The sequence below is a fragment of the Pseudomonas sp. GM30 genome (genome assembly GCF_000282275.2).
Classification (GTDB): Bacteria; Pseudomonadota; Gammaproteobacteria; order Pseudomonadales; family Pseudomonadaceae; genus Aquipseudomonas.
In genome coordinates this window covers 57,750-75,545 of the sequence record NZ_AKJP02000008.1, presented here as the reverse complement: position 1 = coordinate 75,545, position 17,796 = coordinate 57,750, and the positions used below count along the sequence as shown (strand labels likewise).

General features: G+C 61.4%; 13 protein-coding genes. 3 read left to right on the top strand and 10 right to left on the bottom strand.

Annotated features, from left to right (window positions below; translation table 11 throughout):
- Positions 1–76 precede the first annotated feature (76 nt).
- Both PMI25_RS06360 and PMI25_RS06355 read left to right on the top strand, forming a co-directional pair.
- Complete coding sequence (locus tag PMI25_RS06360; RefSeq protein WP_007968278.1) at positions 77–1,198, top strand: HlyD family secretion protein; 1,122 nt, start codon at positions 77–79, stop codon at positions 1,196–1,198.
- Entirely contained in the window at positions 1,195–2,787 is a 1,593-nt protein-coding gene (locus PMI25_RS06355; protein ID WP_007968279.1) for a DHA2 family efflux MFS transporter permease subunit, read from the top strand. The genes PMI25_RS06360 and PMI25_RS06355 overlap by 4 nt, the downstream gene beginning before the upstream one ends.
- 132 nt (positions 2,788–2,919) lie before the next feature.
- Here the strand turns inward: PMI25_RS06355 and PMI25_RS06350 are convergent, their stop codons facing one another.
- The 3 genes from PMI25_RS06350 to PMI25_RS06340 all read right to left on the bottom strand — a co-directional run bounded on the left by PMI25_RS06350 (position 2,920) and on the right by PMI25_RS06340 (position 6,026).
- A complete protein-coding gene (locus PMI25_RS06350; protein WP_007968280.1) occupies positions 2,920–3,360 on the bottom strand; it encodes a carboxymuconolactone decarboxylase family protein in 441 nt (146 codons plus the stop codon).
- Between the two features lie 96 nt (positions 3,361–3,456).
- Positions 3,457–4,899, bottom strand: coding sequence for a mechanosensitive ion channel domain-containing protein (locus PMI25_RS06345; protein WP_007968281.1), 1,443 nt, complete (start codon positions 4,897–4,899; stop codon positions 3,457–3,459).
- A gap of 260 nt (positions 4,900–5,159) precedes the next feature.
- Positions 5,160–6,026 carry a pirin family protein gene (locus PMI25_RS06340; RefSeq protein ID WP_007968282.1) on the bottom strand — a complete coding sequence of 289 codons (867 nt, stop codon included), beginning with the start codon at positions 6,024–6,026 and terminating at the stop codon, positions 5,160–5,162.
- 248 nt (positions 6,027–6,274) lie between these two features.
- On the opposite strand from PMI25_RS06340, the gene dkgB reads away from it, so the two are divergent.
- On the top strand, positions 6,275–7,078 hold the full coding sequence (gene dkgB, locus PMI25_RS06335; protein ID WP_007968283.1) for a 2,5-didehydrogluconate reductase DkgB: 804 nt from the start codon (positions 6,275–6,277) through the stop codon (positions 7,076–7,078).
- A gap of 4 nt (positions 7,079–7,082) precedes the next feature.
- On the opposite strand, the gene PMI25_RS06330 is transcribed toward dkgB, so the two are convergent.
- The 7 genes from PMI25_RS06330 to PMI25_RS06300 all read right to left on the bottom strand — a co-directional run bounded on the left by PMI25_RS06330 (position 7,083) and on the right by PMI25_RS06300 (position 17,756).
- Positions 7,083–10,301, bottom strand: coding sequence for a transporter substrate-binding domain-containing protein (locus tag PMI25_RS06330; RefSeq protein ID WP_007968284.1), 3,219 nt, complete (start codon positions 10,299–10,301; stop codon positions 7,083–7,085).
- Between the two features lie 8 nt (positions 10,302–10,309).
- Positions 10,310–10,942, bottom strand: coding sequence for a response regulator transcription factor (locus PMI25_RS06325; protein ID WP_007968285.1), 633 nt, complete (start codon positions 10,940–10,942; stop codon positions 10,310–10,312).
- A gap of 76 nt (positions 10,943–11,018) precedes the next feature.
- A complete protein-coding gene (locus PMI25_RS06320; protein WP_007968287.1) occupies positions 11,019–11,519 on the bottom strand; it encodes a hypothetical protein in 501 nt (166 codons plus the stop codon).
- 136 nt (positions 11,520–11,655) lie between these two features.
- Positions 11,656–12,372 (bottom strand): MgtC/SapB family protein, encoded by a 717-nt coding sequence (locus PMI25_RS06315; RefSeq protein WP_007968289.1) that lies wholly within the window; start codon positions 12,370–12,372, stop codon positions 11,656–11,658.
- 142 nt (positions 12,373–12,514) lie between these two features.
- A complete protein-coding gene (mgtA, locus tag PMI25_RS06310; protein WP_007968292.1) occupies positions 12,515–15,214 on the bottom strand; it encodes a magnesium-translocating P-type ATPase in 2,700 nt (899 codons plus the stop codon).
- Positions 15,215–15,804: 590 nt separating this feature from the next.
- Positions 15,805–17,139 (bottom strand): lysine N(6)-hydroxylase/L-ornithine N(5)-oxygenase family protein, encoded by a 1,335-nt coding sequence (locus tag PMI25_RS06305; RefSeq protein ID WP_007968294.1) that lies wholly within the window; start codon positions 17,137–17,139, stop codon positions 15,805–15,807.
- Positions 17,140–17,273: 134 nt separating this feature from the next.
- Positions 17,274–17,756, bottom strand: a complete 483-nt coding sequence (locus PMI25_RS06300) for a sigma-70 family RNA polymerase sigma factor (RefSeq protein ID WP_045122005.1) — start codon at positions 17,754–17,756, stop codon at positions 17,274–17,276.
- Positions 17,757–17,796: the final 40 nt, after the last annotated feature.

The window sequence follows — 17,796 nt, the reverse complement described above, 5'->3', positions numbered from 1 at the left end:
AATTCAATTGCCACAAAATATTACTAGCGTCATATTACAGCCGTAATAACGACTTGATTTGCGCAGGTATTACGCCATGACCAGCATGCCCACCCTTGAGCCCGACCTGTCTGCTGCGCTCCCCACCGCCAAACCGCCGCTGCGCAAACGCCTGCTGCTGACCGGTGCCGGCCTGATCGCGCTGGTGGTGGTCGGTGTGTACGCCGCGCACTGGTGGGGTACCGGGCGTTTTCTCGAAGAGACCGACGATGCCTACATCGGCGGCGACGTCACGGTGATCGGGCCAAAGGTCGCCGGCTACATCGAAGAAGTGCTGGTCAGCGACAACCAATCGGTCAAGGCCGGCGACGTGCTGATCCGCCTCGACGCGCGCGACTATCGCGCCAACCTCGCCAAAGCCGAAGGCGCGGTTGCCGCTGAAGAAGCCCTGCTGGCCAACCTCGACGCCACTGAACAACTGCAGCAAGCGGTGATCGGCCAGGCCCGTGCCGGCATCGATGCCACCGGTGCCGAAACCGCCCGCTCGCGGGATGACAATGCGCGCTACAAACGCCTGGTGAGCACCAATGCCGTGTCAGTGGAAAGTGCCCAACGCGCCGACGCCACCTTCAAGACCGCCCAGGCCCTGAGTGCCCGTGCCCAGGCCGAACTGCTCGCCGCCCAGCGCCAACTGGCAGTGATCGACACCCAGAAACAACAGGCCCGCGCCGCCCTGCAACAAGCCCGCGCCGAGCGTGATCTGGCGCAATTGAACCTCGGCTACACCGAACTGCGCGCGCCGGTCGACGGGGTGATCGGCAACCGCCGCGCGCGGGTCGGCGGCTATGCCCAGGCGGGTTCGCAGCAGTTGTCGGTGGTACCGGCCAGCGGTCTGTGGGTGGATGCCAATTTCAAGGAAGACCAACTGGCGCGGATGAAACCCGGGCAACGGGTGAGCATCCGTGCCGACGTGCTCTCCGGCCAGGAATTCCATGGCCGCCTCGACAGCCTCGCCCCCGCCACCGGTTCGCAATTCAGTGTGCTGCCACCGGAGAACGCCACCGGCAACTTCACCAAAATCGTCCAGCGGGTGCCGGTGCGGATTCTGCTCGATCCGGCTGACGGCGTGCTCGGCCATCTGCGGCCGGGGCTGTCGGTCACCGCTGAAGTCGACACCCGTGTCCAACCACAAACCAACGCCGTGGCCGTCGCGCCATGAGCACCGCCCTCACCGCTGCGGCGCAACCGTTCAACGCCGCCGACATGGCCACCGCGACCAAGGTCTTCGCCTTCGCCACGATGTGCATCGGCATGTTCATTGCGCTGCTGGACATCCAAATCGTTTCGGCGTCGCTGCGCGATATCGGCGGCGGACTCTCGGCCGGCACCGACGAAACCGCGTGGGTGCAGACCAGTTACCTGATCGCCGAAATCATCGTGATCCCGCTGTCGGGCTGGCTGTCGCGGGTGTTCTCCACGCGCTGGCTGTTCTGCGCCTCGGCGGTCGGTTTCACCTTGGCCAGTCTGCTTTGCGGCGTGGCCTGGAACATCCAGAGCATGATCGCCTTTCGTGCGCTGCAAGGCTTTCTCGGCGGCTCGATGATTCCGCTGGTGTTCACCACCGCGTTCTTTTTCTTCAGCGGCAAACAGCGGGTGATCGCCGCCGCGACCATCGGTGCGGTGGCGTCGCTGGCGCCGACGTTGGGGCCGGTGATCGGCGGCTGGATTACTGACATTTCCTCGTGGCACTGGCTGTTCTACATCAACCTGGTGCCGGGGATTTTCGTCGCCGTCGCAGTACCCATTCTGGTGAAGATCGACCAGCCGGAACTGGCGCTGCTCAAGGGCGCGGACTACCTGAGCATGGTGTTTCTCGCGCTGTTTCTCGGCTGCCTGGAATACACCCTCGAAGAAGGCCCGCGCTGGAACTGGTTCAGCGATCAAACGATTCTGACCACGGCATGGATCAGCGGTCTGGCGGGTCTGGCCTTTATCGGGCGCACCTTGCACGTGGCCAACCCGATCGTCGATCTGCGCGCGCTCAAGGATCGCAACTTTGCCCTGGGCTGCTTCTTTTCTTTCGTTACCGGGATCGGTCTGTTCGCGACAATTTACCTGACGCCGCTATTTCTCGGACGGGTGCGTGGCTACAGCGCGCTGGACATTGGTCTGGCGGTTTTTTCCACCGGGGTGTTCCAGATCATGGCGATTCCGCTGTACGCCTTTCTCGCCAATCGCATGGATTTGCGCTGGATCATGATGATCGGGTTGGGCCTGTTTGCCGTGTCGATGTGGGAATTCAGTCCGATCACCCACGACTGGGGCGCCGGTCAGTTGATGCTGCCGCAAGCGCTGCGCGGGATCGCCCAGCAACTGGCGGTGCCACCGGCGGTGACACTGACGTTGGGCGGCTTGGCACCGGCGCGACTCAAACATGCGTCGGGGCTGTTCAACCTGATGCGCAATCTGGGCGGAGCTATCGGGATTGCCGCGTGCGCGACCATTCTCAATGACCGCACCAACCTGCACTTCACTCGCCTGGCCGAGCATTTGAACAGCAGCAACGAGGCGCTGAATCAGTGGCTGGCGCAGGTCGGTGGCAACCTGGCCGCGCTGGGCCAAAGCGGTGATGTCGGCGTCACCGCCGGCCTGCGTCAGCTGTGGCTGCTGACTTACCGCGAGGCGCAGACCCAGACCTACGGCGATACCTTTTTGATGATCATGCTGTGCTTCATCATCGCCACGGCGATGGTGCCCTTGATGCGCAAGGTACAACCGCCGACGGCGCCGAGTGCGGATGCACATTGATCCAGATCTGCAATGCATGCCCCTTGTAGGAGTGAGCCTGCTCGCGATGGCGCCAGTTCATTCAGCATTGATGTCGAACGGATAATCGCTATCGCGAGCAGGCTCACTCCTACAAAGGATGATTCCAGAAACTTAGAGCTGCGGGGTTTTGCGGAAACCCACGGCCAGACGGTTCCAGCTGTTGATGGTGCTGATCGCCACGCTCAGGTCGACCATTTCCTTGGGCGTGAATTGCGCCGCGACGATGTCGTAGTCTTCGTCCGGGGCGTGAGTCAGGCTCAGTTGGGTCAGCGATTCGGTCCACAGCAGCGCAGCACGCTCGCGCTCGGTAAAGAATGGCGCTTCACGCCACGCGGTGACGGCGAACAGCCGGCGCGGGGTTTCGCCGCCCTTGATCGCGTCAGCTGTGTGCATGTCGATGCAGAACGCGCAGCCGTTGATTTGCGAAGCGCGCAGCTTGACCAGTTCGACCAGGGTCTTTTCCAGCGGCAGTTTCGAGACCGCGGTTTCCAGGGCGATCATCGCTTTCAGGGCGTCTGGAGAAGCGGTGTAGAAATCGGTACGAGCTTTCATGATTGAATTTCCGGGGCCAGTGAATGTGTGACTAAGGTAGTCCCGCCACTGCCCCGGACAAATAGCCAATCTCCCGGAAGACGAGTAGACCACCCGTCAAACGCGATTGCGCAACCAGTGCAGGAACCCGGTTTTCGCCACCACGACCGGCACGTCCTGCGTCAGGGTCTGGGCCTTGTGCAGACGATAATCGAGCAAGGCTTTCATCGCCTCGTTGATGTCGTGGCGGGCATCCAGACACGGCTTCAGGTAGGTCTTCTCGATGCGATACAGCGCGCAGAAGGTTTTCGCCGCGAAGGTCGCCGGCACTGACGAATCGGAGAGGATGCCGGCCTCGCCGATCACCTCCCCCGGCCCCATGCGCCCGGATTCGAACGGGCTGCCATGGCGGGTCAGGGTCACGGTGACCACACCCGATTCGATGATGAACAAATGATCGCTGACCTCCCCGGCCTCGAGAATCGTCTCGCCGGCACGGAAGGTTTGCAGGGTCATGTTCTGGCTGAAGGTGTCTTTCTCTTCCTGGCGCAGGGTGGAGAAAATCGGCGAACTGTCGAGCAGCGCCCGTGGCCGCGAGAGGTTGCCGGCGACGATCGGTTCGACACTCGACAACAGATTGACCCCGGACGCCTGCAGATGCCGGTAAGCCAGATCGAACAGCTGATTGCGCACCGAGCGCTTCTGATCCATCGACGAGACGAAACCGCTGATTTCATATTCCGCGCCGGCGCTGCCGGAGCTTTTCAGCGCGACACTCGGCGAGGGATTGTCCAGCAGCGGGCGGCAACCCTGCATCGCCCGCTCCAGCGCATCGATCACCGTATTTGGGCGCGCGTGCGGGCTGACCTGGACGCTGACGGCCACCCCGAACATGTTGCTCGGTCGGCTGAAGTTGATGATCTTGGCCTTGGCCGCCAGCGAGTTGGGAATCACCGCCATGCTGCCCTGGCTGGTCTGCAGACGCGTGGCGCGCCAGTCGATGTCGATGACCCGGCCTTCGGTGCCGTCGATCGAGATCCAGTCATCGATCTGATAGGGCTTGGTGGTGTTGAGCACGATCCCCGAGAACACGTCGCTGAGGGTGCTCTGCAACGCCAGACCGACGATGATCGCCAGGGCCCCGGACGTCGCCAGCACACCTTTGACCGGCAGATCCAGCACGTAGGCCAGCGCCGCGATAATGGCGATCAGGAAAATTACCGCACCAAGCAGATCCTGCAACAGCCGCCCGGTGTGCCCGACGCGCTGCATCATCACCGCGCCGATCAGCACGGTCAGGGTGCGCGCGCCGAACAGCCACCAGCCGATCTGCAAGCCGGTCGCCGCCAGGTGCAACGGCACGTTGTCAGCCCATGGCGCCGGCTCCATCGGATTGAGGCCTTCGTTGAACAACAGCACGCTGAACAGGCTGAAAATCAGCACCCGCACCAATAGCTTCCACTCGCTGCCACGGGAACTGATCAGGCGCCACAGGCCCAGATCGAGGAGGATCAGGATCAACGCGCAAAACAACGGATGTTCGGTCAAAAAAGACAACATCAAAGCACTCCGACAGGGCCCAATCGCGAGAAGATCGCACAGATTGGGCAAGTGTAGGAGTAATTGATTTCAGCGGATGAACGCCCGCGCAAAAACACCGAAAAACCCCTGTGGTAGCGAGCCTGCCCGCGAAGGCGGTGGGTCAGCCAAATAAGCATCGACTGACCGTACGCTTTCGCGGGCAAGCCCGCTCCCACAGGGGATCAGGGTCTGGGTTGGGATTTGTGGCTCGCTGCAGTGCCCGCTCCCACAAAGGCCAATCAGCCGTGCATCTGGCCAAAACGCCCGGACTGGAAGTCGGCGAACGCCTGGTGAATTTCCTGTTCAGTGTTCATCACGAACGGGCCATGGCCGACGATCGGCTCGTCAATCGGCTCGCCGCTGAGCAACAGCAGCACCGCGTCTTCGCTGGCCTCAAGGGTCACCTGACGACCGTCGCGTTCGAACAGCACCAACTGCCCGACACTCGCGGTTTCCACGCCGTTGATCTGCACCGCCCCCTTCAACAGCACCAGCGCGGTGTTGCGCCCTTCGTGCAGATCCAGCGTCAGCAGCTTGCCGGCGTTCAGCCGCAGATCCCAGACGTCGATCGGCGTGAAAGTCTGCGACGGCCCTTTATGCCCCTCGAACTCACCGGCGATCAGGCGCAGATTGCCGGCATTATCCTTCAGCGCAATATTCGGGATGTCGCGATCAACAATGGTCTGATAGCCGGGCGCGGCCATTTTGTCCTTGGCCGGCAGGTTGACCCAGAGTTGCACCATTTCCAGCTTGCCGCCGGTTCTGGCGAAATCATCCGAGTGAAACTCTTCGTGCAGGATCCCGGACGCCGCCGTCATCCACTGCACATCGCCGGGGCCGATGGTACCGCCGCTGCCGGTGGAGTCGCGGTGCTGCACCTCGCCGTCGTAAACGATGGTCACCGTTTCGAAACCACGGTGCGGATGCTGGCCGACACCACGCCGCTCGGTAGTCGGGGTGAATTCGGCCGGGCCGGCGTGATCGAGCAGCAGGAACGGGCTGATGTGTTTGCCCAGGTTGTCGTAGGAAAACAGGGTGCGCACCGGGAACCCATCGCCGACCCAATGGCCGCGAGGGCTGGTGTAGATACCGATGATGTTTTTCATGGTTGCCTCCAGAAAGGGTGGGTGACGCAATGGATTAAGCTTAAATCCATGACGGCTGGAGGACTAGACGGCAAAAAACGGCTTTAGTGTTCCACTTATAGAACAGTGCTGCAGCTCCTACAGGAGTTTTGCCGGCGGCGAAAGATTCATGACTTCTGCTCAACAGTGCTTTGCCCCACCAGCGGTTTTTCTCAAGGACACAGACGCGGATACTCCTGCCCATTCCCACTGCAACCCTGGAGTCATCAATGTCTGTTCCCGCTTTTGGTCTGGGTACGTTTCGCCTGCAAGGTCAGGTGGTCATCGATTCGGTGCGCACCGGCCTTGAACTCGGTTACCGCGCCATCGACACCGCGCAGATCTACGAGAACGAAGCCGAGGTCGGTCAAGCCATCGCCGCCAGCGGCATTGCTCGTGAAGAGCTGTTCATCACCAGCAAGATCTGGATCGCCAACTTCGCCAAGGATCGTCTGATCGAGAGTCTCAAGGAAAGCCTGCAGAAGTTGCAGACCGACTATCTCGACCTGACGCTGATCCACTGGCCGTCGCCGGAAGATCAGGTGCCGGTCGGCGAATTCATGGGCGCGCTGCTCGAAGCCAAGCGTCTGGGCCTGACCCGGCAGATCGGGGTGTCCAACTTCACCATCGAGCTGATGCAGCAAGCCATCGCAGCGGTCGGTGCAGACCACATCGCGACCAACCAGATCGAACTGCACCCGTACCTGCAAAACCGCAAAGTGGTCGAGTTCGCCCGCAGCCAGGGCATTCAGATCACCTCCTACATGACCCTCGCCTATGGCGAAGTGCTGAAGGATCCGGTGATTCAGCAGATTGCTGAACGTCTGCAAGCGACCCCGGCGCAAGTCACTCTGGCCTGGGCAATGCAGTCGGGTTACGCGGTGATTCCATCGTCGACCAAACGTGCCAACCTGCAAAGCAACCTCGGCGCCACGACGCTGACCCTGAGCGACGCCGACATGGCGCTGATCGCCGGTCTGGAGCGCGGCCATCGTCTGACCAGCCCGAAAGGCATCGCCCCGCAGTGGGATTGATCGCTCAGTCCTGAAGCCGCTGCGCAAGGCCAAGCATGGCCGTGCGCAGCGCAGCCACCGAGCGGTGGACAGCCAGGGTTTCGGCGTCGCGGCACGCCTGTTCAAGATCCGTGCACGCCGCCGCCACTCGCGCCGCACCGACCATTTGCGCACCGCCCTTGATGTGATGCGCCAGTGTCCGCAACCCGTCCAGATCCTGTGGCTGGCGCGCCGCATCCAGCCGTTGCAGATCGTCGTGCAAGCTGCGCAACACGTGTTCGCGCAGGCGTTGCATCACCGCATGATCGTCTCCGGCCATCTGCTGCAGCGCGCTCAGGTCGATCTCGGTCAACGTCACTGCCGGGGTCGGCAGGTGATCGATGTCGCCGTGACTGGCCAACTGCAACGACTGTTGCAGATCATCCAGGCGAATCGGCTTGAACAAACAATCGTCCATGCCGGCCTCCAGGCAACGAACCCGTTCCTCGACTTGCGCGTTGGCAGTAAACCCGAGGATCAGGCAACGCCCCCGGCCGCTCGCCGCCTCTTCGTCACGGATGGTCCGGGCGAGTTCGTAGCCATTGCGCCGCGGCATGTTGCAGTCGGTGATCAGCACATCGAAGGCCTGGGCCCGCCAACGCTGCAGGCCCAACTCTCCGTCCTCGATGTCGACCGTGCGGTGGCCGAGTTCACTCAGTTGCCAGCACAGCAGCAAGCGGTTGACCGGATGATCGTCCACCACCAGCACGCTCAATGAGCGCACCGGCGTGCCCGCCACTGCGGGGCTTGCCGCCTCGGGGGCGAGTGCGGCCAGAGGCAGCAATTGCAGATTTATCTCGACCCGCGTGCCATGCCCCGGCTCACTGTCGAGGTGCAGTGTTCCGCCCATCATTTCGCAGAGGTTGCGGCTGATCACCAGTCCCAATCCCGAGCCGCTGCGCGCTGACTGGCCATGATTGCCGGCCTGGACGAACGGACTGAACAGGCGTTTGCGGTCGTCTTCACTGATGCCGATGCCGCTGTCCTCAATCACTGCTTTCACGGCCAACTGGCCGAGCGCTGTCCTGCTCACCACCAGTTGCAGACTGACCTGACCGTGCTCGGTGAACTTGATCGCGTTGCTCAACAGGTTCGACAGCACTTGCCTGAAGCGTGTCGGGTCGAGCATGACCTCGACGTCGCTGTGCGCATCCAGTTCGACCTGCCACAGCAGGCGTTTCTCGCGCGCCAGCCCCTCGAATACCCGGCACACCGAGTTCACCAGCTCACGCAGATTGACCCGTTGCGGCGCGAGGGACAGATGCCCGGACTCGATGCGCGCGATGTCGAGAATATCGCCGATCAATCCCAGTAATTGCTGGCCGGCAGCGGACGCGACCTCGATCGCCAATTTGTCGGTGACGCCCTCCTCGGCACGCTTCAGGGCGAGTTCGAGCATGCCGATCAGGGCGTTCATCGGCGTGCGGATTTCATGGCTCATGGTCGCCAGAAACGTGGTCTTGGCCCGGTTGGCGTCGTCGGCGGCATCCTTGGCCTGCTGCAACTGCTGCAACCACTGCTGACGCTGGCGCAACTGCCAACGCTGAAAGGCGATCCAGGTCAAGGCCAGCAACAGCAGCCCTGCCGCACCGGCAAACGCCACAAGGATTTCGTGGCGATGACGCTGCCAATAGCTCTCTTCCACAACCACGTCATGGCTCCAGCGCTCGACCAGTTCGTCCATCTGTTGTGGCGCGATGCTCAGCAGCGCCTTGTTCAGAATCGTGTGCAGCGCCGTATCCTGCGCTGCGGTCGCCAGGGCGATCCGCGCCGGTTGATCGCCAATGGTATTGGTAATGCGCAGGCGCTCGCGGTAATGGCGGGCGATCAGAAAGCGCGCCACCAGCAGCGAGCTGACGGTCGCGTCGGCCTGCCCCTTGGCGATCAGTTCCATGCCCTCGGCCGGGCTGCGCACCTCCACCAGGCGGATCCCGGGCACTCGCTGCAAAATGTAGTCGCGCAACGGATGACCGCGATAAATCGCCAGGCGCTTGCCCGCCAGATCAATGAGGCTGCGCGGACTACCCGCGGTTGTCGCACTGACCAGCACGAACGGGTTGTTCAGGTAGTAGCGGGTGAATTGCAGCTCGACTTCGCGTTCGCTGCTCGGGGTCACCACCGGCAGCACGTCGAGCTCACCGGCCTTGAGCTGTTCGATCTGGCGGTCCAGCGAACGTCCACGAATCACTTCGAATTGCAGCCCGGTACGCTGACCGATCAGGTTGAGCAACTGCGCCGACAGCCCATTGAATCGCCCGTCGGCATCAAAGAACGTCAGCGGTGCGAAGTCCTCGATCACACCGACCCGCACCCGCGGATGTTGCGCCAGCCACTGCTGCTCGCTGGCACTGAGGCGCACCCGCGACTGCGCGGCCATGTGCGCGCGCCCCGCGCTCCAGCGTTGCTCGATCAGTTGACGACGCTCCATGGGAATCGCCGCCAGCGCCTTGTCGATGATGCGTTTGAGGCGTACGTCACTGCGCAGCAGGGCGAAACCGAAGGGATTGGCATCCAGCCCGGAAGGCCCGGCCAGTTGCAGGTCATTGCGATAATTGGTGTTGATCAGGTAATTGGCACTGATCAGATCACCGAGATAGCCGTCATCGACGCCGAAAGCCACCGCACCCAGCGCGTCCATCGCCGAGGGATAGCGCTGCACCTTCGCCTCGGGGTAGAACGCCTGCACGCTGGTCAACGGCAAATAATCCTCGACCATGGCGATGCGTCGGCCCGCCAAGTCCGCCGGCAATGTTTCGTCGAGCCGGGTGACCAGCATCGGCTGATCTTCGGCGTAGGGGCGCGACAAAGTGAAATCCGCATCGGCCAGTTCGAAATTGTTCGAGGTGCCCAGCAGATCGAGTTCGCCGCGCTTGAGTGCGCTCATCAGCGCGTCGCGATGGGTAAAGCGTTGCACCTCGATCCGCACACCGAGCAGTTGCGCCAGCAACTCGGCATAATCGGCGGTCAGCCCTTCCAGCTCCAACCGATTGCGGGTGATTTCAAACGGTGGGTAATCGGCGCCGGAAATGCCCATGCGCAACCGGGGGTGCTGGCGCAGCCATTGGCGATCCTGCTCGTCGAGCGGAACCCGAATATTTTCCAGTGCCGCCTGGCTCAACAACTCCAGAGGCTGTGGCGGCTCACTGGCCCAGCAGGTGGCCGTGATGCTCAACCACAGCACGCACCACCAGCGTCGCAGGTTCAATTTTCGACTCAGATCAAATGGTTGCGCTTGGCGAATTCGCGCAAGTACACCGCTGACTTTGAGTGCAGACCCAGCTTTTTTATCAAGCGGGTTTTGTAGGTGCTGACGGTCTTGTGGCTGAGGAACATTTCGGCCGCGATATTCTTGTTGGGCTTGCCCAAGGCCAACTGCTCGAGAATGCTCAGCTCACGGTTGGAGAGCTCGTCGATCAGCTGCTTTTCGCTGCGGTGCGACGGCGACGACACAGGGCCGCTATCAGGCAGTGCAGCAAAATAGGAGTAGCCCGACATCAGCGCCTGGACAGCCTTGTGCAATTGCAGCAACTGGTTGGTTTTGGCCACGTAACCCATGGCGCCGCTACGCAGACAGCGATCCTGATAGTGCAGCGGATCCTGAGAGGTAAAAATCAGGACCCTACACTCGGGGTCAGTGGCCTTGAGCCGCTCCAGGACCTCCAGTCCGCCGAGCCCCGGCAACTTGAGATCGAGTACCACCAGTTTAGGCTTGTGCTCACGGCTCAGCGCCATGGCTTCGCTGGCGCTGGATGCTTCGTGAATCACCTTGAACCTTTCGGTTTCAAGGACAAGTTTCACGGCAGCCCTTACCACCGGATGATCGTCGACGATCAGCGCTGACTTCATGACCGCTCCCAGTGCAAAAACAGGACGATGGATAGCGCCACCCGCTGTTCCCGCCGGGGTGGCTGCGCAAAGACTGTTACACGGGAAGCAAAGCGTATCTACCTGTCAGATCTGACAGTTGCGCCAAAGGGAAATCCATGCTCAAGCCCCGGCGCTGCGAGGCTGGCGCCGTTTCCCATATGTTCGCCGCGCAAACCGGGGCAACATCGACCCGCGCCATCAGGTCCTTGATCGCAGCCGCATTGGGCAAGGCGACGGGGCTGATCTGCAGGTTTTCCTGAGCGAAGCCAACAGGCGTCAACGCAAGCGCGGAGGGTTCGTTATAGATCAGGACGTGGCGCACCTGCGGGTTGTGGAGGAAAAACCCCGGCAGGTCCAGCGCTCCGGCCGCCAGCTCGGCGTTGATGAGCACGACGTCGAACGGTGCACAGCCGTAGTCCATCAGGGTCAGCAGCTCAAACAGACTCTGTACCGGAGCGACGCGGAAGTAGTCGAGGCCATTGAACAGGCGCTCGATTTTCATCCGGTGAAAATGCTGCGGATCGGCAATCAGGATGCGCAGGGATTTATTGATCATGCTCGATCTCGGGGCGGTGGATGGGTGCGCCAAGACTACGCAAGCCTCAGGAGCAGTTCTGTAGGACTTTTCCTAAAAAACCGGTCATTCATCCCCACCCTTGAGCCATGCCGAATGGCTGCCCGAGGTTGTCGCCTTATTCCGTCGTACTCGGACTCCAGAACGCCTGCACCACCAACGCTGAAGTCGAGATCCGCGCCACCAGGGCATCCAGCTCGTCACCGTCCACCGAGGTGGTCGCCAGCGTGGCTTCGATCTCGATTTCGTCGGCACCGAAGGCGTGCACATCGACGTCGCTGGCCGGGTAGTTGCTGCGTTCCAGCTCGGCTTCGAGCAGGGCGAACACGGCTTTCTGCTGCGAGCGCCGGGCGATCACGTAAACGATGTTGGTGACTTCCGCCGAGACCACGTCCAGTGGCTGACGGTTGATGTTGTTGACGATCGGCCGCAGCAAGGTGTTGGCGGCCAGAATGAACAGCGTGCCGAGCACCGCTTCGGCCAGCAGGTCGGCACCGGCGCAGGCACCGACGGCGGCGGAAGTCCACAGAGTCGCGGCGGTGTTGAGGCCGCGCACATTACCCTCCTCGCGCATGATCACCCCGGCACCGAGAAAGCCGATGCCGGAAACCACGTAGGCGACCACCCGCACCGCACCTTCAGCGCCGCCGAGACGGTTGGCCATGTCGACGAATATTGCCGCGCCGACCGCCACCAGCACGTTGGTGCGCAGGCCGGCGGTGCGTTGCCGGTACTGGCGCTCGAAACCGATCAGGCCACCGAGGATGAAGGCGGCGCTGAGGCTGACCAGGGTGTCGAGCAAGGAAGTCAGGTTGAGGTTGTTGATGGCTTGCATAGTCTTGTCCTTGAAAACATCCGAATCCCCTGTAGGAGTGAGCCTGCTCGCGATAGCGGTGTGTCAGTCGTTGAAATCTTGACTGACGGATTGCCATCGCGAGCAGGCTCACTCCTACAGAGGGAACAGCGTTGTCGAGTTGTTATTGCCAGCCGAACCGGCGGATGTAGAAGCCTTTCACCGCCTGGGTCAGCGCCATGTACGCCAGCAGGATCACCGGCAGGAACACGAAGTACAGCGACGGCAGCGCCTGCAGTTTGAAGTAGTTGGCCAGTGGCCCCATCGGCAGGAAGATCCCGACCGCCATGATGATCCCGGTCATCACCAGCAGCGGCATGGCTGCACGGCTTTGCAGGAACGGAATCTTCGGCGTGCGGATCATGTGCACGATCAGCGTCTGGGTCAGCAGCCCCACCACGAACCAGCCGGACTGGAACAGGGTCTGGTGGTCCGGGGTGTTGGCATCGAACACATACCACATCAAGGCGAACGTCAGGATGTCAAAGATCGAACTGATCGGGCCGAAGAACAGCATGAAGCGCCCGACATCGGCCGGCTGCCAGCGCTGCGGCTTCTTCAGCATCTCCTTGTCGACGTTGTCGAACGGAATCGCGATCTGCGAAATGTCGTAGAGCAGGTTCTGTACCAGCAGATGCATCGGCAGCATCGGCAGGAACGGAATGAACGCGCTGGCGACCAGCACCGAGAACACGTTGCCGAAGTTGGAGCTGGCCGTCATCTTGATGTACTTGAGCATGTTGGCGAAGGTCCGGCGCCCTTCGAGCACGCCCTCCTCCAGCACCATCAGACTCTTTTCCAAGAGGATGATGTCGGCGGCTTCCTTGGCGATGTCCACCGCGCTGTCCACCGAAATCCCGATGTCGGCGGTACGCAGCGCTGGCGCATCGTTGATGCCGTCCCCCATGAACCCGACCACGTGCCCGTTGCCCTTGAGGATGCGCACGATGCGCTCCTTGTGCGACGGCGTCAGCTTGGCGAACACGTTGGTGTTCTCCACCGCCACCGCCAGCTCGGCGTCGCTCATGCGCTCGACATCGTTGCCCAGCAGCAAGCCCTGTTGCGCCAGACCGACTTCGCGACAGATCTTCGCGGTCACCAGTTCGTTGTCACCGGTCAGCACCTTGACCGCCACGCCGTGCTCGGCCAGCGCTTTGAGCGCCGGTGCGGTGCTTTCCTTCGGTGGATCGAGGAACGCCACATAACCGATCAGCGTCAGTTCCTGCTCATCCGCCAGGCTGTAGGTGTCGCGACCTTGCGGCATCGAACGGGCAGCCACCGCCACCACGCGCAAGCCTTCAGCGTTGAATGCTGCGGTGACCTGACGAATCCGGGTCAGCAATTCATCGCTCAAGGCTTCCTCGACATCGCCGTGCTGCACACGGGTGCACACCGCCAGCACTTCTTCCACCGCACCTTTGCAGATCAGTTGATGTGGCTGACCACGCCCTTCGACCACCACCGACATGCGCCGGCGATTGAAGTCGAACGGGATTTCATCGACCTTGCGAAACGCCGTGCCGACCTTCAGTTCGCGGTGGATTTCCACGTGTTCCAGCACCGCCACGTCGAGCAGGTTTTTCAGCCCGGTCTGGTAGTAGCTGTTGAGGTAGGCCATTTCCAGCACGTCATCGGAATCTTCACCCCAGACATCGACATTGCGTGCAAGAAAGATCTTGTCCTGGGTCAGGGTGCCGGTCTTGTCGGTGCACAGCACGTCCATGGCGCCGAAGTTCTGGATCGCATCCAAACGCTTGACGATGACTTTCTTGCGCGACAGGAACACCGCCCCTTTGGCCAGAGTCGAGGTGACGATCATCGGCAGCATTTCCGGGGTCAGGCCCACGGCGATCGACAGCGCGAACAGCAGTGCTTCAGTCCAGTCGCCCTTGGTGAACCCGTTGATGAACAACACCAGCGGCGCCATGACAAACATGAAGCGGATCAGCAGCCAGCTGACCTTGTTCACGCCCATCTGGAACGAAGTCACCGCGCGATCAGTTGCCCCCACACGTTGGGCCAGGGCACCGAAATAAGTGCTGTTGCCCGTGGTGAGAATCACCGCCACGGCTGTTCCAGACACCACGTTGGTGCCCATGAACAGAATGTTCTCCAGCTCCAGCGGATTGCGCGTGTCGCGGTCGGCCTGACGGGCAAACTTCTCCACCGGCATCGATTCACCGGTCATCGCCGCCTGGCTGACGAACAGGTCCTTGGCGCTGAGCACCCGGCAGTCGGCGGGAATCATGTCGCCGGCGGACAGCACGATCAGGTCGCCCGGCACCAGTTGCTTGATCGGCAACTCGACGCGCGGCTCATCGCGGCGCATCACCGTGGCGGTGTTGCTGACCATCGCCTTGAGCGCATCGGCGGCTTGGTTGGATTTGCTTTCCTGCCAGAAACGCAGCAGCGTCGACAGCACCACCATCGAGAAGATCACCGTGGCGGCCTTGAGGTCTTCGGTCAGCCACGAGATCACCGCCAACAGAGTCAGCAGCAGGTTGAACGGGTTTTTGTAGCAGTGCCACAGGTGGGTCCACCATGGCAGCGGCTGCTCGTGATCGACTTCGTTGAGGCCGTACTGCGCGCGCAGTGCATCGACTTCAAAATCGGTCAGGCCGTCGGTGTGGGTGCCCAGCGAAGACAGCAGTTCGCCGCTGTCGCGATGGGCCGCATCGACCAGGGTGTTGGCCAGGGTGGGCGGCACTTCACGGCTGACCGTGGTGTCGCTGATCGATTCCAGTAGCGCCAGACGACGGAAGTGCCGGGCGATGTGGCGTGTACGCAGGAAGCCTGCGAAAAATTCCTTGAGCGTAAGTTTCATGGCTGTTGCCCCTATGGTCAGCCGGGAAACCGTCGAGCAGGTACGACCATGCCTCGTTCACCGGAAAATCCGGCACGGCAAGGCTTGGCGCGCCGGTCACAAAGGACAGGCGTGTCGATAGGTTTGCGATCGCGACCACACGGTCGAAATCACATACTTTCAGTGTCGATGAGAAGGATGTCGGGACATGGTCTCAACTGACCATGATCGGGATGCCGCTGCTCGCTTTACGGCGAGACAACGGCAGAGAAAGGCTGCGCGTTATCTTGCCGAGAATCTGCCGGTTACCGAGACCGGCCGACAACTGTCACTCGAACAAGTACCCACTGTGGGTCTCCGCTATTGATGAAAACGCGCGAAGCTTACGCCTCGATGATTGGAGAGTAAACCCGTGTAAGGAGGTGTGTCGGGGAATATCGGGGATGTTCAGGAAGGGTTCAGGAATGGGTCTTTGCGGTGTTGCTGAAGCCCCCTTCGCGAGCAAGCTCGCTCCCACAGAGGATCTTCATTGAACACAGGTTTTGTGGTCGGCAGAGATCCAATGTGGGAGCGAGCTTGCTCGCGAAAGCGGTGTGTCAGGCGCTACAAAATCAGCTGGCAGTCGCCAACAGCAGATCCGCCATCGAACGATGCCCACGATGCTTGCCATGCTCATACAACGAACCGGCAATCTCATCGGCACGCACCGGCAGCACCGACAGCAGCGTGTCACTCAGACCATGGCTGGCCTGGCAGAAGCCCTGCATGTACAGGCCGGCCTTGCAGCGCTCGTCGGTGATCAGTTTGTAATTGCGGTCGACCTCGAAATCGCCGAGGTACTCTTCCAGTGGCGCCAGCAATTTGCGGTGCATCTGCCGCTCGTAACCGGTGGCCAGGACCACGGCGTCATAGACACGCACGGTGACTTCGCCGGTGGCGTTGTTGCGTACCGCCAGTTCGATGCCGCGCTCGGTGGCGGTGGCGCTCTCGACGGTGGTCAGGGTACGGAACGCGTGACGGGCGATGCCCGAGACTTTCTGGCGATAGAAGATGCCGTAGATGCGTTCGATCAGGTCGATGTCGACCACCGAGTAGTTGGTGTTGTGGTACTCGTTGACCAAGCGCTCACGCTCGGCGCTGTTTTGCTGGAACACCAGATCGGTGAACTCCGGCGAGAACACTTCGTTGACGAACGGGCTGTCGTCCGCAGGCTTGAGGGCCGAGCCGCGCAGGATCATGTCGACCTGCACCGACGGGAACGAATCGTTCAGATCGATAAAGGCTTCCGCCGCGCTCTGCCCGCCGCCGATGATCGCGATGCTCATCGGTTGATTGTTCACGCACGGCTGTTTGGCCATCTGCGACAGGTACTGCGAGTGGTGGAACACGCGGCTGTCGCCCTTCAGCGCCTTGAACGCCTCCGGAATACGTGGTGTGCCGCCGGCGCTGACCACCACCGAACGCGCAGTGCGCACGAACTGCTGGCCTTCACTGTCACGGGAGATCACGCGCAGCGCTTCAACCTGATGGTTGTGCAGCACCGGCTCGATGGTCAGCACTTCTTCGCCGTAACGGCTCTGCTCGGTGAACTGCCCGGCAACCCAGCGCAGGTAGTCGTTGTACTCCATGCGGCACGGGTAGAAGGTGCCGAGGTTGATGAAGTCCACCAGACGCCCGTGGGCCTTCAGGTAGTTGACGAACGAGTACGGGCTGGTCGGGTTGCGCAGGGTTACCAGATCCTTGAGGAAGGAAATCTGCAATTCGCTCTGGGTCGACAGGGTGTTGCCGTGCCAGCTGTAGTCGGCCTGCTTGTCGAGGAACAGCACATCCAGCTCGCCGTGGGTCGGGCCGCGCTCTTGCAGAGCGATGGCCAGCGCCAGGTTCGAAGGGCCGAAACCGACGCCGATCAGGTCGTGAACGATGGGCGATGCAATTGCCTGAGTCATTTCCAGTGTCCTCTGGATGAACCCCTCAACAAGGGGAAAGGAGAGCCTAAGTGACCCAACTGGCCTTGAGCAGGACAGCAGGTCGTCTGTTGAGTAGGAACGAGGACAGTGAAATAAAATTTAGCGATGGCGGCTCAATGGGCATCCCATTGTTTGATGCGCAGGCGGCAATGCTTCATCGCATTGACGATGTGCTTTTCCACCAGCGCCTTGGAAATCCCCAGATGTTCGGCGATCTGCGGGTGCGACAGGCCTTCGATCTTGCGCAGCAGAAAACTGTCGCGACACAGCGGCGACAACTCCGCCAGGGCGCGCTGGAGCATCTCCAGACGCTGGCCGTGGTCGAGGGTGCCGTGGGGCGATGGGGTGAAATAACGCTCTTCGCTGTCGAGCACTTCCAGTGGTTCGACCTGGCGCAAGGCGTTGCGCCGATGATCGTCGATCACCAGATTCAACGCGGTGCGATAGAGAAAGGCCCGCGGCTGCTCGATGGGCGTGTCGCTGGAGCGTTCCAGAACCCGCACATAAGCGTCATGCACCACATCTTCGGCGACCTGACGGTTGCCGAGCTTGGCGTTCAGGAAACACACCAGCTCGCGATAGTAGTTTTCCAACATGACTCCCGGCCGCTTCGATGCGGATTCGATCCTTGAGCAC